Here is a 21,116-nt window from a genome sequence, read left to right on the forward strand (position 1 = left end):
CCCGACCCGCCGGACATGTCGCTGGGACGGACGTCATCCCGTGCCGCGTTGGCCCCATACCTGTACGGCGAGGGCGGTGGCGCCGCCCATCAGGGCGACGCCTAGCGGGACGTGGACGGCGGCCGAACCGTTCTCGCCGAGCGCGTACTGGACGAGGGTGAGGACGGTCGTCACCAGGCAGGTGGCCAGCGGACGGATCGGCCCGCCGTTGCGGCGTACCAGGATCGCGGCGGTGATGGTGATGACGAGGGCGACGATGACGATGCTGGACGTGGACCGGTGTATCTCGCCGCCGTTCTCGGTGCCGTCCAGGAGCAGGCCCGCGGTGATGCCCTGGATCAGCATGGTGGTCGCGAGGAACGCGGTCGACGCCTTCAGTAGTCCGTAGAAACGGGGCGGGGACGAGACGGCCGGTTCAAAGGCGGCTTGGGCGGATCGGGACGACAATGCTCACTCCTTAGTGGTGGTCGCGGGGTGGTGTTCCGGCAATTCGGCTGCTGGGCGCGGGCGAGAGGGGCGGGTGTGGATCTCGGTGAAACCGCCCTGGGCGTCCATGACGATCCGGCCGGTCTCGCGGCCGTGGACCCCGGCCTGCTGGTCTTGCCGCCTGAGGTAATGGCAGATCCGGTGGGTGAGGACGAACGCGATCACCGGGCCGACGAAGACCGCGACGCGGAAGAACCAGGTGACGGCGAACAGGTCCAGGTGGAACCGGAGGGCGATCTGGTCGTTGGCGGCGGCGAGCCAGAGCAGCCCGTAGAAGGCGATCCCGGCGGCTCCGGCGGCGGTGCGCGCGGGGCGGTCGCGCGGGCGGTCCAGGACGTGGTGTTCGGCGCGGTCACCGGTGACGATCGCCTCGCCGAGCGGCCATAGGGCCAGCGCGGTGAAGAAGACGCCCGGCACGACCAGGGCGGGGACGAGGACGGCCAGGGTGAGGGGGTGCCCGGCGATGTCCGGTTCCCAGCCGGGCATGATCCGGATCGCGCCGTCCAGGAACGCCATGTACCAGCCGGGGACGGCGCCCGCGGTGATCGCGCCGGGTTCGTACGGCCCGATCTGCCAGATCGCGTTGATCTGCGCGAATCCGCCCAAGAGGGTCAGCGCCCCGCAGGTGTACAGGAACATCGCGATCGAGGCGGGCTTGGGGGCGTCCATGATCGCGGCCCGGATGCGGGCGACGCGGTGCGCGCCGAGGCGGTCCGCGGCCTGGCCGGAGGCGAAGCGGGTGTGGCCGTGCCGTCTGCTCACCAGGCGCCGCCGGAACGCGAGCGCCCCGGCGATCACCAGGGGCAGGACCAGGATGTGCAGCCAGTAGGCCCGCTCGATGACGACCTCGCCGGGGGCGTCGCCGTCGAAGACGAGCCGCCGCAGGTCGGTGCCGACGAGCGGGATCGACTCCAGGACACCGGCGATCAGCGCCAGGCTTCCGCCCGACAGCATGTCGTCGGGCAGGATCGTGCCGGTCAGCGAGGCCACCATGCCGAGGACGAACAAGGTCACCCAGATCAGCCAGTTGAGCAGCCGGGGGCGGCGGAATCCGCCGGTGAAGAACAGCCGGAGCAACTGGAGCGCGATGGACGCGCAGAAGATCAGCGCCGCCCAATGGTGGATCTGCCGCATCAGCAGGCCGCCGCGCACCTCGAACGACAGTTCCATCGTCGAGTCGTAGGCCCGGGAGACCGGCACGCCCTGGAGCGGCTCGTACGGTCCGTCGTAGCGCCATGGACGGGTCGAAGTAGAAGGTCAGGAAAACGCCGGTGAGCAGGAGCACCACGAACGAGTAGCCGGTGATCTGCGCGAACATGAAGGTCCAGTGGTCCGTGCGGGATCTGTAACGCCGCATCAGGCTGCGGTCGTCGGTGCCGCGCAATGAGCTCCTGACCAGCACGGTCGCGATCCGAAGCGGCCGCTGCCATTTCGGTCGGACCGCCGGATCGTGCAGTTCGTCCATGGACTCCCCCGAACGGGTGGGTGGTCGAGACCACGCATAGGTCTGTCCATAAGACTTTTCAGGGGCGCCAAGTGTGACACGAGGCCGGAAATTCGCCGCCCGGTCACATGACGAACGCCGCGGCGGTCATAGGGGTGAAACCCAAGTCCGTCTCGGACGTGCCCAAGGAGAAGCTCGTGGCAATAGAGAGCGCGGCCCCGGCGGCCGGTGAACCGGATACGGCGGCCGGAACGTCGAGAGCCGACCCCAGGCGGTGGCTGGTTCTCGCCGTCATCTGCGTCGCCCAGCTCATGGTGGTCCTCGATGTGACGGTGATGAACCTCGCGTTGCCTCCGGCGCAGGAGGACCTGGGGTTCAGTAACGCCGACCGGCAGTGGATCCTGACCGCGTACATGCTGGCGTTCGGGAGCCTGCTGCTGTTCTGCGGGCGGCTGGCCGACCTGGTGGGCAACAAGCTGATCTTCCTGGTCGGCGTGGCCGGCTTCGCGGCGGCCTCCGCCCTCGGCGGTGCCGCGACCGGCTTCGAGATGCTGGTGGCGGCGCGCGCCGGCCAGGGGATCTTCGCCGCGCTGCTGGCCCCGGCCGCGCTGTCGCTGCTGACGACGACGTTCACCGACCCGCGGGAACGGGGCAAGGCGTTCGGCGCCTTCGGCGCGGTCGCGGCCAGCGGGGCGGGCGTCGGACTGCTCATCGGCGGCGGGCTGACCTCCACCCTGTCCTGGCGCTGGTGCATGTACATCAACGTGGCGTTCGCCGCGATCGCGCTGCTCGGCTCGGTACTGCCGATGGGCGACAAGCCGAAGTCGTCGGGTGTCCGGCTGGACGTCCCGGGTGTGCTGGCGGTGTCGAGCGGGATGTTCTGCCTCGTCTACGGCTTCTCCAACGCCGCCGAGGAGAGCTGGGGGGCGCCGTCGACGTGGGGTTTCCTCGTGGCCGGAGCCGTCCTGCTGATCGTTTTCGGCTACTGGGAGACACGTGCCGCGCAGCCGCTGCTGCCGCCCCGGATCGTCCTGGACCGCAACCGCGCGGGCGCCTACCTCACCATGCTGGTCGTCGGCGGCGGGATGTTCGGCATCTTCCTGTTCCTCATCTACTACATGCAGATCACCCTGGGGTACTCGGCGATCGAATCGGGTGTGGCCCTGATGCCGATGGTCGTCGCCACCGGCGCGGCGGCCAATGTGGGCAACATCAAGCTGATGCCGAGATTCGGGCCCAGGCCGCTGGTCCTCGCCGGCCTGGTGCTCAGCGCGGCAGGCTCGGCCTGGCTGACCGTGATCGACGCGAACTCGGGTTACGTGTCGGTCCTGCTCGGGCCGACCGTTATCGCGGGTGCGGGCATGGGCTTCCTGTTCGCCGCGGGACTCCAGACCGGTACGTCCGGCGTGGGGGCACGGGACGCCGGGGTCGCCTCGGCGAGTCTGCAGATCGGGCAGCAGCTCGGCGGCGCGATCGGCACCGCGCTGCTCAACACGATGGCCGCCGATGCCGCCGCCGACTACCTGGCGGGCCACGCGCGGGGACGGCCGAGCCCGGAGCTGATCGAGCTCGCGGCGATCGACGGCTACGTCGCGGTGTTCTGGTGGTGCACCGGCATCTTCGCGGTCGGTGCCGTCCTGTGCACCTTGCTTCTGCGCGGCGGCCCGCTCCCCGAAGACGAGGCGGGGGACGAGTCGGCGGGCGGGGCGCGGCCGGAGCGGACCTCGCCTCCGCCGGAGAACCGATCGAGCGGGCCGAGGGATCACGGACCTGAGGCCCGCGTGCGGTTCGCCCGGTGATCGGAGCGGGACGCACCGCCTCGCCGGGGAGGCGCGTCCCGCTCCGGCCTGCCCGAACCCCGGCACGACACGTCACGTCCATGATGAGCGATGGGAGACCCGACCGGATGAGCGAACAGGACTGGCTGGCCGAGCGCTTCGAAAGCGATCGGGCCCGCCTGCGCGCGGTGGCGCACCGGATGCTTGGTTCGTCGGCCGAGGCGGAGGACGCCGTCCAGGAGACGTGGATACGGCTGAGCCGATCGGACGTCGGCGCCGTGGAGAACCTGAGCAACTGGCTGACGACGGTCGTCGCCCGGGTGTCGTTGAACATGCTCCAGGCGCGCAAGACGCGTCGTGAGGATCTCGTGGAGACGGCCGATGCCGACGGAACGGACGGCAGGGCCGACCCGGAAGGGGAGGCGCTGCTCGCCGATTCCGTCGGCGTCGCCATGCTCGTCGTCCTCGACAGGCTCACGCCCGCCGAGCGGCTGGCGTTCGTGCTGCACGACATGTTCGCGGTCCCGTTCGCGGAGATCGCGAACATCGTGGACCGCTCTCCCGCCGCGACCCGGCAACTGGCCAGCCGCGCCCGGCGGCGCGTTCAGCGGTCGCGCCCGGACGGCCCGGACGGCCCGGAGACCGACGACGCGGACACCTCCCAGGTGACCAAGAGCGACCTCGTCCGCGCGTTCCTCGACGCTTCCCGCAGAGGCGACTTCGAGTCGCTGCTGGCGACGCTCGACCCGGACATCGTCGTGCGCGCCGATCAGCCGGCCGTCCAGATGGGCGCGGCGGTGACGACCCGCGGCACCGGGCCCATGACCGTCGAGCCCGAGATCCGCGGTGCCGACGCCGTCGGCCGCGCCTTCACCGGACTCTCCTGGGCGCCGCGCCTCGCGCTCATCGAGGGGGTCGCCGGCCTGGCCTGGGCCCCGGGCGACGAGCCGCGCGTCGCGTTCCGCTTCACCTTCGACGACGGCAGGATCACCGCCATCGATATCCAGGCCGACCTGAGCGGGTTGGACATCGCATTGTGCTGAGGGTCAGCAGAACATGAGGCTGTCATGCCGGTCGGCGGCGGAACGCGTCGGCGTTGTCGCGCGCCCAGTCGGCGAAGGTGAGCGCGGGACGGCCCAGCAGCTTCTCGACGGTGTCGGTGGTGGGGCCGGGGCGTTCGGCGTAGTCGGCGAGCGAGCCGAGGAGCCGGGCGGGGACCTCCTCGGGCAGTCCCTGGGCGAGCATCGCCCGCCGGACCTGCTCGGGCGGGAGTTCCCGGAAGGAAAGCGGCCGGCCGACGGCCGCACCGATCAGCCGCACCTTCTCGTGCTGATCGAGCGGCTGCGGGCCGGTCAGCGTGTAGACGGCTTCGGAGTGCTCCGCCCCGGACAGCGTCCAGGCCGCCACCTCCGCCACGTCCCGCTCGTGGACGGGGGAGGTGACGGCCCCGCCGAACGCGCCCCGCACGGTGTCGGACGTCTTGACCTGCGGCGCCCACGCCAGCGCGTTGGCGGCGAAGTCGGCCGGCCGCAGCACCGTCCAGCCCAGGCCGGAGTCGCCGACCAGATCTTCGGCGTGCTTGAACTGCTCGGCGAACCGGGCCTCTCCCGCCGGGTACTCGACGGTTGCGGACGAGAGCAGCACGGCGCGCCGGACGCCCCGGGCCGCGGCCAGCCGCAGCAGTTCCGCGAGGCCGGGGCCGGCCTCGCGCGGACTGATCAGCATGGCGTCCACCCCGTCGAGAACCGGGCCGTCCAGCGTCTCGGGCCGGGACGGGTCTCCGCCCACCACCCGGGCGCCCGGCGGCAGCGCGGCGCGTCCGGGTCGCGGGTGAGCGCCGACACGTCGACTCCGTCGTGCAGCAGCGCCTCGACCGTCCGCCGCCCGATGACACCGGTCGCGCCAATGATCAGAATCACGTGATGCCCCTTTTCGAGGTGACCGCCGTTTATCGGGAAGACCGAAAAAAGGAGGTCGATGTGACCGCGGGCGAACGTGACCTGGATCACCGGCGTTCGTCGTAGCCGCCGCTGCGCGGCTATGAGAGGCGACGGCGGACCCAGTAGAAGCAGAAGCCGGAGAGGCCCAGGGTCAGGACGGCGAACACGCCCGTCTCGACCCACTGGAAAGCCCAGTACCGGTCGGCGGGGTGGTAGCTGACGTGCTGCTTGAAGCCGAGACGGGCGATCTCGGCGAAGCAGCCCTCGGCGGGCCCCATCGGTTCCCGGCCCTCCTCCTGCGGCGCCGGGGCGCACGCACCGGTGGCGAGCGACCCCGGCAGCCCGCTCACCTCGCGTCCCGACCGGTCCACCGAGTGGTTGGCGAGAGTCCAGCCGCCGTCGCCTGTCTCCACTGTGATCTGCACGCTGTCCCCGGTCAGCATGAACTCCCGGATGTTGTCCCGCGTGATCGCGACCGTGGACTCCTCGGCGGGCATCAGGTGGGGACGGACCAGCAACGGCATCGCGACCTGCACCGCCGCGAACACGGCCAGGGTGATCGCCATCGCGGGCATCGTCCGGCGGGCGAGGACGCCCGCGGTGACGCCGAGCGCGAAGGCGAACGCCGCGTACGCCATCGGGACGATGCCGCGCGCGGCGAACGGAATCGGGGCGAGCCGGGGGAAGTCTTCCGCCGCGGCCAGGTCCATGGGCTCGGACCACCAGGCGACGGCGAGCGTGGCGAGTTCGGCGACGGCCACCGCGGCGACGCCCACGATGACGAGCTTGACCGCGAGCCAGCGCGTCCGGGTGATGCTCTGGTTCCACACGAGCCGGTGCGTGCCCGCCTCCAGCTCGCGGGTGATGAGCGGCGCGCCCCAGAAGATTCCGATCAGTGCCGGGATCGCCATGACGAGGAGGATCAGCGAGACGTAGACGGTCTGATAGTCGTTCCGGAACATGCCTTGGAACCGATCGCAGTCCTCGGCCGTCCCGCAGGCGGCGATGCCCTGCGAGTACTCGTTCGCGACGCCGGGGCCGGTGATCGCGAGGACGGCCGCGAGCGCGGCCAGCGCGGCGAACCCCGCCACCGCCTGGGCGCGGAACTGGCGGATCGTCAGCCAGATCATCGGACGGCCTCCAGCGCGGGGTGTTCGGGCTTGCGTTCCATGTAGGCGAGGACGAGGTCTTCGAGGCCGACCGGCCCGACCGTCCACGCGGGGTCGAGGATCGGGCCGTCGGTCCGGACGAGGAACGTGCTCTGCCGGTCGGTGTGGCTCTCGGACACGACGTGCTGGTCGTCCGGGAGCCGCGCGGCGTCCCGGCGGGGGCCGCTCAGCCGGTGGTGGGAGGCGATCAGGTCGTCCACGTCCCCGGCGACCTGGACGCGCGCCGCGGCCAGCACGACGAGGTGGTCGCAGACCCGTTCGAGGTCGGACACCAGGTGGGACGACAGGATCACGCTGAACGAGTGCTCGGCGACGGCTTCCATGAGTCCCTGCAGGAACTCGCGGCGCGCCAGCGGGTCGAGCGCGGCGACCGGTTCGTCGAGGATCAGCAGCTCGGGACGCTTCGCGAGCCCGAGGGTCAGCGCGAGCTGGGCGCGCTGCCCGCCCGACAGCCGTCCGGCGCGCTGCCGGAGGTCGAGGCCGAGGCGGGCGACGCGGTCCCGCGCCAGCCCGTCGTCCCAGCGCGGGTTGAGCCGCGCGCCGAGCCGGAGGTGCTCGGCGATGGTGAGGCGCGCGTACGTCGGGGTGTCCTGTGCGACGAACCCGACCTTCGTGAGCTGCTCGGAGCCGCTCGCGGGCCGGCCGCCGACGACGGTGATCTCGCCTTCGGTCGGCGTCAGCTGGCCGGCGGCCAGGCTGAGCAGCGTCGTTTTGCCCGCACCGTTCGGCCCGACGAGCCCGACGACGCGTCCGGCGGGAACGTCCAGGGTGCAGTCCGACAGCGCCCAGCGCTTCCCGTACTTCTTGCCCAGGCCCCGCGACTGAAGGACGGCGGTCATGCTATGTCCTCCTGCGCGGCGGTCCGAAAGGTGGTCGTGAACAGCGCCTCGATGCTCTCGTCGTCCAGCCCCGCCAGCCTGCTTGGCGAGCCATTTCCGCAGGTCCTTACGCAGTTCGCCGTGGGCGGCGAGCGACGCGTCCGCGAGCGTCCGGGTGACGAACGTGCCGACGCCCGGCCGCGGCGCGACCAGCCCTTCGTGTTCGAGCTCGCGGTACGCCTTCAGCACGGTGTTGGGGTTGATCGCCAGCTGGGCGACCACTTCCTTGACGGTCGGGAGCCGGTCGCCCTCCCGTAGCAGCCCAAGCCGGAGCGCCTGCCGCACCTGCCTGACGAGCTGCATGTACGGCGACACCCCCGATCCGGGGTCCAGATGGAACTCGATCACCCATAACTCCATTCATCTACGATGCTAGTACTTTAAGACTCTAGATTAAGGGCGTCAACATCGGCTCCGTGCCCGTGCAACCCCAGGACCCTCCGGGCGCATCAGACAGGGGCATCGCGGACGTCCGCCGGATCGCGGAGAACGTGCGGGGCGGCGGCACCGAGCCCGTGAAGTTCCCGGTCCGCGTCGGGGGTCTTCCGGACGAGTGCCCGGATACCGAGGCGGCCGAAGCGAGGCGGGCCGAGACGAGCGCGAAACCTGTATCTCTAGGGGGGACAAAAGGGGGCGAGGCGCATCATGGCGGGCGCGGTCGAGTTGTGCGGGAGAGATTCGGAGGTCGCGGCGATCGCGGGACTGCTCGCCGGGGCGCGCCGCGGTGAGAGCGCGGTGCTGGTGCTGCGCGGGGAGCCGGGCATCGGCAAGACGGCGCTCCTCGAACACGCCGCCGTGGCGGCCGGGGACATGCGGACGCTCCGCGGCACGGGCGTCGAGTTCGAAGCCGAACTGCCGTACTCGGGACTCCAGTTGCTCCTTCGTCCGGCCCTGGGACGTCTGTCCGCGCTGCCCGCTCCGCAGCGCGAGGCCCTGGAGGCGGCGTGCGGGCTCGGTGAGGGAGGCGGCGCCGATCCGATGCTGGTGGGGCTCGCGGTGCTGTCCCTGCTGACCGACCACGCGGGCGCGGACGGGGCGCTCTGCCTGATCGACGACGCGCAGTGGCTCGACCGGGCCTCGCTGGACGCGCTGCTGTTCGCCGCCCGGCGCCTGCGGGCCGAGGGCGTGGTCATGCTCTTCGCCGTCCGGGAGGGCGAGGGCGCCTTCCCCGCGGCGGGCCTGCCGGAGGTGCGGCTGGCCGGGCTGTCCCCGGAGGCGGCCGCCGCCCTGCTCGACCGGTCGCCGCTCGCTCCCGTCCTGCGCTACCGGCTGCTCGCCGAGGCGGGCGGGAACCCGCTGGCGCTGCTGGAGTTGCCGGTCGCCCTGGCCGCCGAAGGCGATGCGGCGTCCGCGCCGCGCGCCCTCCCCCTGACCGACCGCCTGCGACTGGCCTTCCACGGCCAGGTCAGCCGGCTGCCGGAGGCGTGCCAGAGCGTGCTGCTGACGGCGGCGGCCGAGGAGTCCGGCGAGGTGGCCGTGATCCTGCGTGCCGCCGCCGCGCTGGGCGCGACGGTCGAGGACCTGGCCCCCGCCGAGCGGGCCGGCCTGCTGCTGCGCGGGGACGCCGACGGCACGATCCGCTTCCGCCACCCGCTGGTCCGCGCCGCCGTCTACCAGCGGGCGCCGCTCGGGCAGCGGCTCGCCGTCCACCGTGCGCTCGCCGCCGCCCTCGACGCGCCCGAGCACGCCGACCGCCGGGCCTGGCACCTGGCGGCCGCCGCCACCGGACCCGACGACGAGGTCGCCGCCGCACTCGAACGCACCGCCGTCCGCGCCCGGGAACGCAGCGGCCACAAGGCCGCGGCGGCCGCGTACGAGCAGGCCGCTCGGCTGAGCGCCGGGCCCGCCGACCGGGCCCGGCGCGAGGCACTGGCGGCGGAGGCGGCCTTGGAGGCGGGCGACCTGGAACGTGCCAGAGCCTGGGGACGAGCGCGTCCCGGCGGGCGGCGGGCGATCCGGCCGGGAACGCGCGGATCGCCGCGGTGCGGGCGCACACGGACTTCTGGCAGGGGTCCTACGCCGTAGCCCACCGGGTGCTGCTGGACGGCGCCGCGCTCGTCCGCGACACAGCCCCGGACCGGGCCGCCGCGCTGCTGGTCCAGGCCGTCCACCCCTCCTGGTACCTGGGCGAGCGGGCGCTCGCGGAGACGCTGGACCGGCTGACCGCGCTGCCCCTGGACGGCGCGAGCCCGTTCGCGCCGATCGGCCCCTACCTCGCCCACCTCGACCGGGACCGCGCCGGTCGGCCGCCGTCCCTGGGCGACACCGTCGACGCGGTGCGACGGCGGGGCGGCGTCCCCGACCAGGTGCTGATGATCCTTTGCGGTGCGGCGCTCGCGCTGGGGCAGGACGCCGACGCGCACGCGCTGGCGACCGGGCTGGCCGCCGAGTCGCGCACCCGGGGCGGCGCCGGACGGCTGCCGACCGTGCTGTTCTTCGTGGCGGAGGGCGAGGTGTTCACCGGACGGCATCCGGACGCGCTCGCCACGGCGTCCGAGGCCCTGGGGCTCGCGCGCGCCACCGGACAGCGGCAGTGGGTCGGCCAGTTCGGCAGCGTGCTCGCCTACCTCGACGCGGCGCGGGGACGGGAGGCGGACTGCCGCCGCAACGCCGAGGACGGGCTCGCCGGGGGCGCCGTCGGCGGCATCTCGCCCGGCGCGCCGTGGGCGCACTGGTCGCTCGGGCTGCTGGACCTCGGGCTCGGCCGCGCCGAGGCCGCGCTCGCCCGTTTCGAGCGGCTGACCCGCGAGCCGATGCGCCATCACATCTGCGCCACCCGCGCCACCCCGGACCTGGTGGAATCGGCCGTCCGGGTCGGGGCGCCGCAGCGCGCCGCGGAGCCGCTGGAGCGCTTCGAGCGGTGGGCGGGGTCGGTCCGGCGGCCGTGGGCGGACGCGCTCGTGCTGCGCTGCCGCGCGCTGCTCGCCGCCGACGACCGGGCCGAGGCGCTCTACGCCGAGGCTCTGCGGCTGCACGACCGGGACGACCGCGCGCTGGAGCACGCCAGGACCGCGCTGCTCTACGGCGAGTGGCTGCGCCGGGCCCGGCGCAAGGCCGAGGCGCGCGGGCGGCTGCGGGACGCACTGGACGTCTTCGACCGGCTCGGCATGCGCCCGTGGGCCGAACGCGCCCGCGGCGAGCTCACCGCCACCGGCGTCCGGGACCGGGGCGCGCGGGCCGACGGCGCGGCCGCCGCCCTCACCCCGCAGGAACTGCAGATCGTCCGGCTCGCCGCGCGGGGCCTGTCCAACCGCGACATCGCGGCGCGGCTGTTCCTCAGCCACCGGACGGTCGGCTACCACCTTTACAAGGCATACCCCAAGGTCGGCGTCGCCTCCCGGGGCGAGCTCCGGGACGTCGCCGACCGGCTCGGGCTGTGAGAGGCTGCTCCGGTGGCGGCTCCCGACCAGGTACTTCCCGGACAGGTCCTTCCCGTGGACGTCGACGAGGTCCCGGCGGTCGACATCGGTCCCGGGGTCCGCGCCCGGCTGCTTCCGGGGATGCCGGGCATCCGGACGTGGGTGATCGACCTCGACCCGGGCGCGAATGGCCGGAACCCGACGTGCACGAGGCCTACGGCGAGGCGTACTTCGTCGTGCGCGGCGAACTCATCGAGGGGGACCGCGTCCACGGGCCGGGCACCTACGTGGCGTTCGGCCCGAAGACGAGCCACCGGCCCCGCACGGAGACCGGTGTGCGCGCGTTCGGGTTCAACTACGACGTCCGTCCCGACGAGCCCGCCTGACGAACCGGCCGTACGCCGCGGCCGTGCCGGTCATCCGGCGGCGAGCGCCTCGCGCATGGCCCGCGCGGCGGGGGCCGGGTCGTAGCCGTCGGGGACGCCCTCGACCAGGACGATGTCGCCCTCGATGTGCCGCGAGCGCAGCGGCGCGATCTCCCGGTACGCGGGCGAGTCCCACCAGGCCCGCGCCTCGGCGATCCCGGGGAAGCCGATCATCACCACGGCTCCGGGCCAGCCGCCCTCCAGCACCTCGTGGGCGGTGAGGTGCACGAGGTAGCGGCCGCCGTAGGGCGCGAAGGTGCCGGGCAGGCGCTCGATGTAGTCCGCGATCTCCGGGTGCGGAGGGGCGTCCTGCAGGTGGGCGATGACGTAGGCGGTCACGGTTTCCTCCTCGGATTCGGTGTGGACGGCGGGGGCGGGTACGCCGCCCGCCCCCTCGGGGACCGGTCAGGCTCCGGCCGGGACCCGGTCGAGGAAGCCGAGCACCTGGCGGATCCGCCCGTCCTCGCCCAGCACCGCGACGTCGAACCCGATGACGACGGGTTCGCCGCCTTCCGGGCCCAGGTGCCAGGTGAACCGGGCGATGTCGTGGTGGGCGTCCACCGCGCCGCCGAGGCTGAAGACCAGCCCGCCGAACTGCGCCTGGACGGCCGCGATGGTGGCGTCGAGCCCGTCCGTGCCCCGGACGGACGCGAGCGGGTCGGTGTAGACGGCGTCCTCGGCGAAGACCTCCGCCAGGACGGCCCGCCGCGCGGCGGCGTCGGTCTCGTTCCACGCGGCGAGGTAGCGCCGGACCAGCTCGGTGATGTCGCTCATCTGCTTCTCCCTGGGTGTCGCTCTTCCTTGTGATCACCACGCTAGGGAGAGTGCACGGGCGAGGAATCTGACGTGCTTAAGTACTTTCGCCCGAAACAAAGGTCGCCGGTGGCATCGAGAATGCCCGTATGGCGACTGCTGAACTGCGGGACTTGACCGTCCACATCGACACGGGCCGGTGGAGCGAGACCGTCCTCGACGGGGTGGATCTGGTCGTGCCGGAACGGACGATCACCGCGCTCCTCGGCGAGTCCGGGTGCGGCAAGTCGATGGCCGCCGCGGCGCTCACGGGCACCCTGCCGGACACCGCCCGCGCCGGCGGGGAGGTGCTGATCGACGGGGTGCCCGTCCGGGACGAACGCGGGTGGCGCGACCTTCGCGGACGAACCGTCGGGTTCGTCCCGCAGGACGGGGTCACGGCCTTCGACCCCGCGGAAACCGTGGGCGCCCAGTTGCTCGCCCTCGAACGCCGCCACGGGCGGTGGAGCATCGACCGCGCGTGCGGGGCGGCCCGGTATCCCGCCGAGCTGTTCGATCTGTACCCGAAGGAGCATTCCGGCGGCCAGATCCAGCGGGCCGCGCTCGCCGCCGCGCTCCTGCCCGCGCCCGCCGTCCTCATCGCGGACGAGGCGGCCGCGTCGCTCGACGCCGACACCGCGTACGCGGTGTGGACGACCCTCTACCGGTACGCCCGCGGCGGCGCCGCCGTCCTGCTGATCACGCACGACGTGCCGATGCTCACCGCGACCCGCGTCGCCGACCGCCTGGTGGTCATGCGCGGCGGCACGGTCGCCGACGCGGGGACGATCGCCGAACTCGCCGCCCGTCCCGACCCCTACGTGCGCGGTTTCTTCCACCCGAACGAGCAGTTCGACCAGCGCTTTTAACCGATCGGTTGACGCCGGGACCGGATCCGCCCTACGGTTTCTTTCAACCACCGAGTTGAAAGAAGGCGAGATGGTCACGGACACGCTGCCGCGGGTCTTCGCCGCTCTCGCGGACCCGACCCGGCTCGACATGGTGTCGCGGCTCGCCGCGGGCGACGTGACCGTGAGCCGGCTGGCCGAGCCGTACCGCATGTCGCTCCAGGCCGTCTACAAGCACCTACGGGTGCTCGAAGAGGCCGGGCTCGTCAGCCGTCCGCCGGGGCCGCAGCCCCGGCCGGTGCGCCTGGAGGTTCGGACCCTCGACCTTCTGGACACCTGGATCGAACGACACAGAAGGCGCGTCGAGGAGCGCTACCGGCGCCTCGACGCCGTCCTCGCGGAGATGGAGGGAGACGACCGTGCCGGAGACGATCATCGAAGCCGATCCGAAGGTGCCGATCATCCGGATGGCCCGTGACTTCGCGGCGCCCCCCGAACGGCTGTGGCGCGCCCACACCGATCCCGAACTGTTCGCCCGGTGGGTGGGGCCCGACGCGACGTCCACCCGGATCGAGCACTGGGACGCGCGGACCGGTGGCAGCTGGCGGTACGTGACCGTGCACGACGGCACGGAGTACGGGTTCCACGGCTGCTTCCACGAGGTGCGGCCCGACCGCATCGTGCAGACCTTCGCCTTCGAGGGCGAACCCGACATGGTCGCGCTGGAGACGCTGCGCTTCGAAAACCTGGACGGACGCACGCGCCTGCGGGCCCAGTCGCTGGTCGACAGCTTCGAGGGCCGCGACGCGTTCCTGCGCAGCGGTATGGAGACCGGGATCAACGAGGGATACGCCAAGCTCGAAAGGCTGCTCATCGATGGCACTGCCTGAACACCCCGCCGAACGGCACCGCCAGGTCGCCGGACTGTTCACCGAACGCGCCCAAGGCACCCGCTCGTGGGACGCGCCCGCACCCGTCGCCGGCTGGACCGCCCGCGACGTCGTGCGCCACCTGACCGAATGGTTCCCCGCGTCCGGCGCCGACATCGAGCTGCGCCGCGGACCGTCCGCGGACGAGGACCCGGTCGCCGCGTGGCAGGTGCACAGCGACGCCGTCCAGGAGGTGCTGGACGACCCGGAGACCGGGCACCGGAAACTCACCAACCCGCACATCGGCAGCCTGGAGCTGGCGACCGCGATCGACCGGTTCTACACCGCCGACGTGTTCATGCACACCTGGGACCTCTCCCGGGCGACCGGCCAGGACGAACGTCTGGACGCCGACTTCTGCGCGGAACTCCTCAGCGGACTGGAGCCGATGGAGGAGGTTCTCCGCTCGTCCGGCCAGTACGGCCCCCGAGTCGAGGTGCCCGCCGACGCGGACGTCCAGACGCGCCTGCTGGGCTTCATCGGCCGCGACCCGTCCTGGTCCGCCCAGTAGATCAGGCATTGCCGCCCCACCGGGGCCCCGCGTACCGGGCGAGCGTCATTTCGAGTTCCGCACGGGAACCTTTGAGCCGGTACACGGGCATGAGCATGATCCAGCCCGGCGACAAGGTGAGCGTGCGGCCGGTCGGTGAGAATCCGACGGGTGACACGGACCGGCCCCCGAAAAGCGGTGTGCGTCGGCGGGCGTCCGTCGGGTAGCGTGCGGGGCATGTCGAGTCCCGAGGCGTCTGAGGTGGGGGCTTTCGGTCACGCCGTCAGCCCCCAGAACCCCTGACTTCCTAGTGCCGTCCCGCCGCGTGCCGCGGCCGGACGGGTGCGTTCGCGGGCGCTGACCGCGGTGACGAAACGTCCCATCTCGTTTCGCATCACCTCGGAGCCACTCGATGCCTCTCCCGCTGTATCTGCTCGCCTTGGCGGTCTTCGCCATGGGCACGTCGGAATTCATGCTCGCCGGCCTGCTGCCGGACATCGCCGCCGACCTCGATGTCACGGTCGGCACGGCCGGTTCGCTGACCTCGGCCTTCGCGATCGGAATGGTCGTCGGCGCCCCGCTGCTGGCGGCGCTCGCCCGCAACCGGCCCGGAAAGTCCAGCCTTCTCGGGTTCGTCCTCGTGTTCCTGGCGGCGCACATCGTGGGCGCGCCACCACGAGCTTCCCGATCCTGTTCGCGACACGGGTGGTCGCGGCGCTCGCGAACGCGGGGTTCCTGGCCGTCGCGCTGACGACGGCCGCCACGCTCGTCTCGTCCGACAAGAAGGGACGTGCGCTGGCCGTGCTGCTGTCGGGCACGACGGTGGCCACGGTCGCCGGGGTCCCCGGCGGAGCGGTCCTCGGGACGCTGCTCGGGTGGCGGGCCACCTTCTGGGCCGTCGCCGCCCTCTGCCTGCCCGCGGCCATCGGCATCCTCAAGGGCGTCCCCGGCCGTCCCGTGGCGGAGGACGGCCCCGGCGGGCCGGGGCTGGGCGCGGAGCTCGCACTGCTTCGGCGTCCGCGGCTGCTGCTGGTCATGCTGCTGGGCGCCCTGGTCAACGCGGCGACCTTCGCGAGCTTCACGTTCCTCGCCCCGATCGTGACCGGCACCGCCGGGCTGGGCGACCTGTGGATCTCCGTCGTCCTGGTGCTCTTCGGTGCCGGTTCGTTCGCGGGCGTCACCGTCGCCGGACGGCTGTCCGACAAGCGCCCCGGCCTGGTCGTCACCGCGGGCGGCCCGTTCCTGCTCCTCGGCTGGCCCGCCATGGCCCTGCTGGCCGACCGCCCGGCCGCCCTGCTCGTCCTGGCCTTCGTGCAGGGTGCGCTGTCGTTCGCGCTGGGCAGCACGCTGATCACGCGGATCCTCTACGAGGCCGCGGCGGCGCCCACCATGGCCGGCTCGTACGCGACGGCGGCCTTCACGTCGGCGCCGCCGCCGGACCGCTCATCGCCGCGTCCACCCTGGGCACCACCGCCGGAAACCTCGGCCCCCTGTGGACGAGCGCGCTCCTCGTCGCCACCGCGCTCCTGATCGCGCCCGTGCTCCGCGCTTCGGGGCGCGCGTGGGACCGGCAACAGCCGGATCGGCCCCTGGAAGCCGTCAGGCCCGAGCGAAAAGGATGAGCGTGCAACTGGAGGCGATCGCGACGGCGACGCCCCGCAAGGGCCCGATGCCTTCGCACGTCAAGGCACGTTCGTCCGGCCAGGCCGGTCCGGGATCCGGATCCCGGACGAGGTGCTCACCGGTGTCGCCGCGAAACCCGACACCGGACAATCCACCGACCGGGACCTCCACCAGCGGACGCCACGGTGCCGGGGGGCTCCTGCGGCGGCGCCGTCCGAAACCGGGCCCGCAGCCGATCCTGGTGCTCGCTCAAGGAAGGTCGAACCGGCCGTCCCGCGCCGCGAGCAGGAACGCGGCCCAGGCGTCCGGACGGAACGCGAGGTGTCCGGCGTCCGGCGCCTTGCTGTCGCGGACACCGATGTTCACCGCAAGGTCGGCGACCTCAACGCAATTGCCGTTGCCGCCGCTCCGGTTGCTCTTGCGCCACTGGGCATGCGACAGGTCGTACGGGGTGCTCATCGTGCTCCTCTGCCCTCATGCTGGTCTTCGGCCATCGTCTTGATCAACGAAGCGGACGCGCTCGGGCTGAGCGCTCCGGCGCGAAGATGCGTGAACACCAGGCTATACCGGGCGATATCCGCTTCCTCCTCTAGAAAGAGGTTGCCTGCCTGGGTTTCGGTGTACACGAGGTCGGGCCCGATTGCTTCGGGAAAGTTCATGATGACGAAGGAACCATGCATGCCTGGATGGGCTCCGGCCTCGAATGGGAGCACTTGGAGATGGACGGTCGGGAGTTCGGTCACTTCTAGGAGGTGTTCCAACTGCTCTCGCAGCACCTCGCGCCCGCCGACGGCTCGACGGAGGGCGGCTTCGTCCACGATCGCCCAGAGCTTGAGCGGCTGATCCTTCGTGAGGGCGGCCTGCCTCTGCATCCTCGCGTCAACACGATGCTCGATTTCGTCTCGGCCGCACTCTGGAAGCACGCCGCTGATCGCGGCTCGCGCGTACCGCTCGGTCTGGAGCAGGCCGGGGATGAACAGACACTCGTAGTTCAACACCTCGCGCGCTCGGTCTCGAACTCGATGAACGAGGCATAACGCTCCGGAAGGTCGGAGGAAAAGGTGGGCAGCCAACCGCGATGCGCCGACTCCCTGAGCAAGGTGATCATTTCTGAGCGTTTCGGCTCGACCACCTTGTAAGCGTCCAGTAGAGCGGTGAGGGTTCGCGCTTGGGGGCGAGTGCGGGCGGTCTCGATCCGGTAGAGCGTGGCCTGGTTGATACCCGTTTGTTCGGAGACCGCCTCGCGTGTGAGGTCGGCGGCGCTCCGGAGTCGGCGAAGCTCGGATGCGAGGCGTCGAAGACGCACCGTCGGTGTCGGCACGGTGATTCCTTCCCGGTTGTGACCTACGAGTTCGGGCATCGAGCTACTTGCAAGTAATGCTTATGCATACCTTGCGTTGTCACGTGGAGCAATGCATGCTGTGCACAGAGTGGCATGGAGCGAAGCTCACATGCAGGAAGACGCCGAATCAAGGCGGCCCCGGGCCGGTGGTGCATCACCGGGTCCCAGGGCCTCGGCTCGACTGGCAAGGAGTCAGAACCTGTGAACAACGTATCGAATCCCCCATGGCCGGACGGCGATCGCTGGCGGGTCGGCTGGGACATGACCGTCCGGCGGGTGGGGCTGCTGGCCGACCTCGGGCTCGGGCTCGTTGAGCTGGGGCGCCGTCGCGGCTGCTGATGGAGGGCAACGGCCAGGTCGTGCTGTCGGTGCCGGACGAGCGCGGGTTCGCCTCGGTGGCCGTGGTGCAGGACGGGCGGGGCGGCTGGGCGTATGTCTGGGGCGCGTCGCGCGGGTGTCCGGCGGGTGCGGGCGCGGCGGCGGCTCGGCGTGCGGCGGCGGCGCTCGCGCGGATCGTCCGGTGAACGGTCCCGGACGGACGCGGCGACGCACGGGTTCGCGGGTGCCGCGGGCGTGGACGTCCGGGCGGTGCGGCGCTGGGTGCGGCGGGAGATCGAGCGGCTCGGTGCGGGGCGGGTGGACCTCGGCGAGGTTGACCTGATGGTGGACGAGATCGCGGCGAACGCGCTCCGCCACACGGCGAGCGGGCGCTCGGGCGGCGGCGTCGGGGCGTCCGTGCGGGCGTTCGCCGATGTCGTGCGGGTCGAGATCAGCGACGACGGCGGGGCGGTGTCGCTGCCCGTGGTGTGCACGATGACGGACGCCTGGGCCGAGGGCGGCCGGGGACTGGCGATGGTCGCTGTGCTCGCGGAGCGTTGGGGCTTCGAGGGCGGCGGGCCCGGACGTCCGGTGACCGTGTGGTTCGAGGTCGGGCGGCCATGACCGGCGGCGGGACGGCCGCTGCTGCGGCCGTCCCGCCCGGGATCAGCGGCTTACGGGGGTTTCTTGTTCCACGCGGGAGAGTTTCTCCGGGTTGCGCACGACGTAGAGGCCGGTGATCCGGTCGTCGTCGATGCGCATCGCGATGACGGAGTCGATCTCCCCGTCGATCCGGACGAGCAGCGCCGGGCAGCCGTTGATCTGCACCGGCTCGACCGCCAGGGCGCCGTCGAGCCGGGGAAGGCCGATGGCCAGCAGGCGGCCGACCCTGTCGCGCCCATGATCGGCCGCACCACGGTCTGCCGGACGCCGCCGCCGTCGCCGAGGAACACGACGTCCGGTGCGAGCACGTCGACGAGGCTCTGCAGGTCGCCCGTTTCGAGGGCCCGCCGGAACGCCTCGACCGCCGCCCGCGACTCGGCGGCGGAGACGTCGCCGCGCGGCCGGCGGGCGGCGACGTGGGTGCGGGCCCGGTGGGCGATCTGCCGGACGGCCGCCGGGCTCTTGCCGACCGCCTCGGCGATCTCGTCGTGGGGGAGGTCGAACACCTCGCGCAGGACGAACACGGCGCGTTCGGTCGGGGCGAGCGTCTCCAGCACGAGGAGCATCGCCATCGAGACGCTGTCGGCGAGTTCGACGTCCTCGGCGACGTCCGGCGAGGTCAGCAGGGGTTCGGGCAGCCAGGGGCCGACGTAGGACTCGCGGCGGCGGCGGAGCGTGCGCAACCGCATGAGCGCCTGCCGGGTGGTGGTCCGCACCAGGTACGCGCGCGGCTCCCGGACGGTGGCGAGGTCGACGCCCGCCCAGCGCAGCCACGTTTCCTGCAGGACGTCCTCGGCGTCGGCGGCCGAGCCGAGCATCTCGTAGGCGACGGTGAACAGCAGGTTGCGATGGGCGATGAACGCCTCGGTGGCCGCGTCCGTCGTTGGCTCGCGCATGCTCTCGGCTCCCGCCCGTCTCGTCGCCTGTGCCCACAAGACGCCGGCCGCCGTCCGTTCGTGACATCCCCGGCCGGTGGCGTACGTCACTTCGTGGGGGCGTCACCGGGGCCGGGACGGCGGCATCTCGTGTTCGTCAGGGCGCCGCGCGGCGCCCACGAGCGAGGAGGAATCCATGGAGGCCAGGTTCAACCTGTTCGACAGCGAGACCGCCGCGAAGTTCGCGAAGCGGTTCCACGGCGTCGCCCCGGTATTGGAGCAGTCGTCGCTGCCGAAGTCGACGCAGGAACTGGTGATGCTGCGGGTCAGCCAGATCAACGGCTGCTCGATGTGCGTCGACATCCACACGAAGGAGGCCACGGCGGCCGGGGAGGACGCCGTCCGGCTGCACCAGGTCGCCGTCTGGCGCGAGTCGACCGTGTTCACCGAGGCCGAGCGGGCCGCGCTGGCGCTCGCCGAGGAGGGCACCCGGCTCGCGGACGCCCACGAGGGGGTGTCCGACGAGACCTGGGCGCGGGTGCGCGAGCACTACGACGACGACCGGACGGGCGCGCTGGTCGCGGTGATCGCGATGATCAACGCGGCCAACCGGATGAACGTCATCGTCCGTACGCCCGGCGGCTCCTACGAGGCGGGCATGATCAAGACGGCGCTCGACTGACCCCGTCCCGTCCCGCCCCGCGGGACGGACGGGCGATGTGGAACTCCGGTCCGGCGAAGCCGTGCTCGCGGAACGCGGCTCGTACGGCGGCTTCGACGGCGGGCCGGTCGCCCTGGTCCACCAGGGCGATCGCCGATCCGCCGAAGCCGCCGCCGATCATCCGGGCACCCAGCGCGCCCGCGGCGAGCGCGGCCTCGACGGCGGTGTCGAGCTCGGGGGCGCTCACCGCGTAGTCGTCGCGGAGCGAGGCGTGCGACGCGGTGAGCAGCGGGCCGATCTCCCGCACCCGTCCCGCGCGGAGCAGTTCGACGGCGTCCAAGACGCGGGCGTTCTCCCGGACGACGTGCCGGACGCGCCGTACGGCCACCGGGTCGGTGAGGCGGGCGAAGTCGGTGACGTCGCGGAGGTCCTCGACCCCGAGGGCCTCCGCCGCCTCGCGGCACGTCCGGCGGCGGGCGCCGTACTCGCCGTCCGCGTGCCGGTGCGGCGACCGGGTGTCGACGACGAGGAGGTCGAGCCCGCCGGCCGCGAACTCGCACGGGACGGGTTCGGCGGTCAGGTGCCGCGCGTCGACGAGGATCGCGCGGTCCGCTTCGCCGTACAGGGAGGCCATCTGGTCCATGACGCCCGTGGGCGCGCCGACGTACTCGTTCTCCGCGCGCTGGACGATCCGGACGAGCGCCGCACGGTCCGGGTCGAGGCCGTGCAGGCCCGTCAGCGCGAGGGCGACGGCGCATTCGAGGGAGTGCGAGGAGGACAGCCCCGCGCCGTCCGGGACGGTGCCGTCGATGCGCAGGTCGGCTCCCGTCAGGGCCGTCCCCGCACGGGCCAGCGCCCACGCCACCCCGGCGACGTGGGCGCCCCAGCCGGTGACGTCGCCGGGGGCGGTCGCGACCGGGAATTCCACGGTGCCGTATCCGGCGGACGTCGCGGTGATGCGGCCGTCGTCGCGGAGCCGGGCGCGCACGACGGTGCGCTGGGCGATGGCGAAAGGCAGGGCGAAGCCGCCGCTGTAGTCGGTGTGCTCGCCGATGATGTTCACTCGTCCGGGCGCGGACCACGTTCCGGTGCGCAC

The 21,116-nt window shown here is 72.4% G+C and carries 26 protein-coding genes and 1 pseudogene; 14 read left to right on the forward strand and 13 right to left on the reverse strand.

Going from position 1 to position 21,116, the window contains the following annotated elements:
- Positions 1-33: 33 nt before the first annotated feature.
- Both BJF79_RS49250 and BJF79_RS49255 read right to left on the reverse strand, forming a co-directional pair.
- Positions 34-447 carry a hypothetical protein gene (locus BJF79_RS49250; RefSeq protein ID WP_075907455.1) on the reverse strand — a complete coding sequence of 138 codons (414 nt, stop codon included), beginning with the start codon at positions 445-447 and terminating at the stop codon, positions 34-36.
- Positions 448-450: 3 nt separating this feature from the next.
- Complete coding sequence (locus BJF79_RS49255) at positions 451-1,686, reverse strand: cytochrome b (RefSeq protein ID WP_075907456.1); 1,236 nt, start codon at positions 1,684-1,686, stop codon at positions 451-453.
- Between the two features lie 441 nt (positions 1,687-2,127).
- Between BJF79_RS49255 and BJF79_RS49260 the strand changes: the two genes are divergently transcribed.
- The gene (locus tag BJF79_RS49260) at positions 2,128-3,729 is read left to right on the forward strand and encodes an MFS transporter (protein ID WP_262403705.1); all 1,602 of its coding nucleotides are present in this window, start codon (positions 2,128-2,130) and stop codon (positions 3,727-3,729) included.
- 107 nt (positions 3,730-3,836) lie between these two features.
- Positions 3,837-4,751: a sigma-70 family RNA polymerase sigma factor gene (locus tag BJF79_RS49265; RefSeq protein WP_075907457.1), complete on the forward strand. Its 915-nt coding sequence runs from the start codon at positions 3,837-3,839 to the stop codon at positions 4,749-4,751.
- Between the two features lie 22 nt (positions 4,752-4,773).
- Here the strand turns inward: BJF79_RS49265 and BJF79_RS49270 are convergent, their stop codons facing one another.
- From BJF79_RS49270 to BJF79_RS49280, 4 genes are all read right to left on the reverse strand, one after another.
- Positions 4,774-5,499: an NAD(P)H-binding protein gene (locus BJF79_RS49270; protein ID WP_316043593.1), complete on the reverse strand. Its 726-nt coding sequence runs from the start codon at positions 5,497-5,499 to the stop codon at positions 4,774-4,776.
- Entirely contained in the window at positions 5,427-5,627 is a 201-nt protein-coding gene (locus BJF79_RS65075; protein ID WP_262403706.1) for an NmrA family NAD(P)-binding protein, read from the reverse strand. The genes BJF79_RS49270 and BJF79_RS65075 overlap by 73 nt, the downstream gene beginning before the upstream one ends.
- A gap of 119 nt (positions 5,628-5,746) precedes the next feature.
- Entirely contained in the window at positions 5,747-6,778 is a 1,032-nt protein-coding gene (locus tag BJF79_RS49275) for an ABC transporter permease subunit (protein WP_075907458.1), read from the reverse strand.
- Positions 6,775-8,043, reverse strand: coding sequence for an ATP-binding cassette domain-containing protein (locus tag BJF79_RS49280; RefSeq protein ID WP_316043594.1), 1,269 nt, complete (start codon positions 8,041-8,043; stop codon positions 6,775-6,777). The genes BJF79_RS49275 and BJF79_RS49280 overlap by 4 nt, the downstream gene beginning before the upstream one ends.
- A 297-nt stretch (positions 8,044-8,340) precedes the next feature.
- Between BJF79_RS49280 and BJF79_RS65085 the strand changes: the two genes are divergently transcribed.
- The 3 genes from BJF79_RS65085 (at position 8,341) to BJF79_RS49295 (ending at position 11,440) form a co-directional block, all read left to right on the forward strand.
- Positions 8,341-9,720 (forward strand): AAA family ATPase, encoded by a 1,380-nt coding sequence (locus tag BJF79_RS65085; protein ID WP_262403707.1) that lies wholly within the window; start codon positions 8,341-8,343, stop codon positions 9,718-9,720.
- Positions 9,678-11,075 (forward strand): helix-turn-helix domain-containing protein, encoded by a 1,398-nt coding sequence (locus BJF79_RS65090; RefSeq protein ID WP_262403708.1) that lies wholly within the window; start codon positions 9,678-9,680, stop codon positions 11,073-11,075. The genes BJF79_RS65085 and BJF79_RS65090 overlap by 43 nt, the downstream gene beginning before the upstream one ends.
- A gap of 182 nt (positions 11,076-11,257) precedes the next feature.
- Positions 11,258-11,440: a hypothetical protein gene (locus BJF79_RS49295; protein ID WP_075907460.1), complete on the forward strand. Its 183-nt coding sequence runs from the start codon at positions 11,258-11,260 to the stop codon at positions 11,438-11,440.
- Between the two features lie 30 nt (positions 11,441-11,470).
- Here the strand turns inward: BJF79_RS49295 and BJF79_RS49300 are convergent, their stop codons facing one another.
- Together BJF79_RS49300 and BJF79_RS49305 are read right to left on the reverse strand one after the other, a co-directional pair.
- Positions 11,471-11,818 carry a DUF1330 domain-containing protein gene (locus BJF79_RS49300; RefSeq protein WP_075907461.1) on the reverse strand — a complete coding sequence of 116 codons (348 nt, stop codon included), beginning with the start codon at positions 11,816-11,818 and terminating at the stop codon, positions 11,471-11,473.
- Between the two features lie 66 nt (positions 11,819-11,884).
- Positions 11,885-12,253 (reverse strand): nuclear transport factor 2 family protein, encoded by a 369-nt coding sequence (locus tag BJF79_RS49305; RefSeq protein WP_075907462.1) that lies wholly within the window; start codon positions 12,251-12,253, stop codon positions 11,885-11,887.
- Positions 12,254-12,381: 128 nt separating this feature from the next.
- Between BJF79_RS49305 and BJF79_RS49310 the strand changes: the two genes are divergently transcribed.
- The 5 genes and pseudogenes from BJF79_RS49310 to BJF79_RS49330 all read left to right on the forward strand — a co-directional run bounded on the left by BJF79_RS49310 (position 12,382) and on the right by BJF79_RS49330 (position 16,160).
- Positions 12,382-13,140, forward strand: a complete 759-nt coding sequence (locus BJF79_RS49310) for an ATP-binding cassette domain-containing protein (RefSeq protein ID WP_075907463.1) — start codon at positions 12,382-12,384, stop codon at positions 13,138-13,140.
- A gap of 70 nt (positions 13,141-13,210) precedes the next feature.
- Positions 13,211-13,597, forward strand: a complete 387-nt coding sequence (locus BJF79_RS49315) for an ArsR/SmtB family transcription factor (RefSeq protein ID WP_075907464.1) — start codon at positions 13,211-13,213, stop codon at positions 13,595-13,597.
- Positions 13,539-14,009 carry an SRPBCC family protein gene (locus tag BJF79_RS49320; RefSeq protein WP_075907465.1) on the forward strand — a complete coding sequence of 157 codons (471 nt, stop codon included), beginning with the start codon at positions 13,539-13,541 and terminating at the stop codon, positions 14,007-14,009. The genes BJF79_RS49315 and BJF79_RS49320 overlap by 59 nt, the downstream gene beginning before the upstream one ends.
- A complete protein-coding gene (locus BJF79_RS49325) occupies positions 13,996-14,559 on the forward strand; it encodes a TIGR03086 family metal-binding protein (RefSeq protein WP_075907466.1) in 564 nt (187 codons plus the stop codon). Before BJF79_RS49320 ends, BJF79_RS49325 begins: the two co-directional genes overlap by 14 nt.
- Before the next feature lie 391 nt (positions 14,560-14,950).
- A pseudogene (locus BJF79_RS49330) lies at positions 14,951-16,160 on the forward strand (Cmx/CmrA family chloramphenicol efflux MFS transporter).
- 250 nt (positions 16,161-16,410) lie between these two features.
- On the opposite strand, the gene BJF79_RS49335 reads toward BJF79_RS49330, so the two are convergent.
- Genes BJF79_RS49335 through BJF79_RS65100 form a run of 3 tightly spaced genes read right to left on the reverse strand, consistent with a single transcriptional unit; the run spans position 16,411 to position 17,482 of the window.
- Positions 16,411-16,620, reverse strand: a complete 210-nt coding sequence (locus BJF79_RS49335) for a DUF397 domain-containing protein (protein ID WP_075907467.1) — start codon at positions 16,618-16,620, stop codon at positions 16,411-16,413.
- Positions 16,617-17,159, reverse strand: coding sequence for a DUF5753 domain-containing protein (locus tag BJF79_RS65095; RefSeq protein WP_262403709.1), 543 nt, complete (start codon positions 17,157-17,159; stop codon positions 16,617-16,619). Before BJF79_RS65095 ends, BJF79_RS49335 begins: the two co-directional genes overlap by 4 nt.
- Positions 17,153-17,482 carry a helix-turn-helix domain-containing protein gene (locus tag BJF79_RS65100; RefSeq protein ID WP_262403710.1) on the reverse strand — a complete coding sequence of 110 codons (330 nt, stop codon included), beginning with the start codon at positions 17,480-17,482 and terminating at the stop codon, positions 17,153-17,155. The genes BJF79_RS65095 and BJF79_RS65100 overlap by 7 nt, the downstream gene beginning before the upstream one ends.
- A 222-nt stretch (positions 17,483-17,704) precedes the next feature.
- Between BJF79_RS65100 and BJF79_RS56890 the strand changes: the two genes are divergently transcribed.
- The 3 genes from BJF79_RS56890 to BJF79_RS49350 are packed head-to-tail and all read left to right on the forward strand — an operon-like array spanning position 17,705 to position 18,445.
- A complete protein-coding gene (locus BJF79_RS56890; protein ID WP_158079540.1) occupies positions 17,705-17,842 on the forward strand; it encodes a hypothetical protein in 138 nt (45 codons plus the stop codon).
- Positions 17,842-18,027, forward strand: coding sequence for a hypothetical protein (locus BJF79_RS56895; protein ID WP_075907468.1), 186 nt, complete (start codon positions 17,842-17,844; stop codon positions 18,025-18,027). Before BJF79_RS56890 ends, BJF79_RS56895 begins: the two co-directional genes overlap by 1 nt.
- On the forward strand, positions 17,993-18,445 hold the full coding sequence (locus tag BJF79_RS49350) for an ATP-binding protein (protein ID WP_075907469.1): 453 nt from the start codon (positions 17,993-17,995) through the stop codon (positions 18,443-18,445). The genes BJF79_RS56895 and BJF79_RS49350 overlap by 35 nt, the downstream gene beginning before the upstream one ends.
- 50 nt (positions 18,446-18,495) lie before the next feature.
- Here the strand turns inward: BJF79_RS49350 and BJF79_RS49355 are convergent, their stop codons facing one another.
- Positions 18,496-19,380, reverse strand: coding sequence for a sigma-70 family RNA polymerase sigma factor (locus BJF79_RS49355; RefSeq protein ID WP_316043595.1), 885 nt, complete (start codon positions 19,378-19,380; stop codon positions 18,496-18,498).
- Positions 19,381-19,555: 175 nt separating this feature from the next.
- On the opposite strand from BJF79_RS49355, the gene BJF79_RS49360 reads away from it, so the two are divergent.
- Positions 19,556-20,041 (forward strand): carboxymuconolactone decarboxylase family protein, encoded by a 486-nt coding sequence (locus BJF79_RS49360; protein WP_075907470.1) that lies wholly within the window; start codon positions 19,556-19,558, stop codon positions 20,039-20,041.
- On the opposite strand, the gene galK is transcribed toward BJF79_RS49360, so the two are convergent.
- Positions 20,022-21,116: a galactokinase gene (gene galK / locus BJF79_RS49365; RefSeq protein ID WP_075907471.1), complete on the reverse strand. Its 1,095-nt coding sequence runs from the start codon at positions 21,114-21,116 to the stop codon at positions 20,022-20,024. The two genes, BJF79_RS49360 and galK, sit on opposite strands and share 20 nt — an antisense overlap.

The organism is Actinomadura sp. CNU-125, assembly GCF_001942465.1.
Taxonomy (GTDB): Bacteria; Actinomycetota; Actinomycetes; order Streptosporangiales; family Streptosporangiaceae; genus Spirillospora.

Excerpts from the sequence above, each read along its gene's own strand:
- BJF79_RS49265 (WP_075907457.1), top strand. The coding sequence starts at position 3,837 with ATGAGCGAACAGGACTGGCTGGCCGAGCGCTTCGAAAGCGATCGGGCC.
- BJF79_RS49275 (WP_075907458.1), bottom strand. The coding sequence starts at position 6,778 with ATGATCTGGCTGACGATCCGCCAGTTCCGCGCCCAGGCGGTGGCGGGG.
- BJF79_RS65085 (WP_262403707.1), top strand. The coding sequence starts at position 8,341 with ATGGCGGGCGCGGTCGAGTTGTGCGGGAGAGATTCGGAGGTCGCGGCG.
- BJF79_RS49305 (WP_075907462.1), bottom strand. The coding sequence starts at position 12,253 with ATGAGCGACATCACCGAGCTGGTCCGGCGCTACCTCGCCGCGTGGAAC.
- BJF79_RS49310 (WP_075907463.1), top strand. The coding sequence starts at position 12,382 with ATGGCGACTGCTGAACTGCGGGACTTGACCGTCCACATCGACACGGGC.
- BJF79_RS49315 (WP_075907464.1), top strand. The coding sequence starts at position 13,211 with ATGGTCACGGACACGCTGCCGCGGGTCTTCGCCGCTCTCGCGGACCCG.
- BJF79_RS49325 (WP_075907466.1), top strand. The coding sequence starts at position 13,996 with ATGGCACTGCCTGAACACCCCGCCGAACGGCACCGCCAGGTCGCCGGA.
- BJF79_RS49335 (WP_075907467.1), bottom strand. The coding sequence starts at position 16,620 with ATGAGCACCCCGTACGACCTGTCGCATGCCCAGTGGCGCAAGAGCAAC.
- BJF79_RS56895 (WP_075907468.1), top strand. The coding sequence starts at position 17,842 with ATGGAGGGCAACGGCCAGGTCGTGCTGTCGGTGCCGGACGAGCGCGGG.
- BJF79_RS49355 (WP_316043595.1), bottom strand. The coding sequence starts at position 19,380 with ATGCGCGAGCCAACGACGGACGCGGCCACCGAGGCGTTCATCGCCCAT.
- BJF79_RS49360 (WP_075907470.1), top strand. The coding sequence starts at position 19,556 with ATGGAGGCCAGGTTCAACCTGTTCGACAGCGAGACCGCCGCGAAGTTC.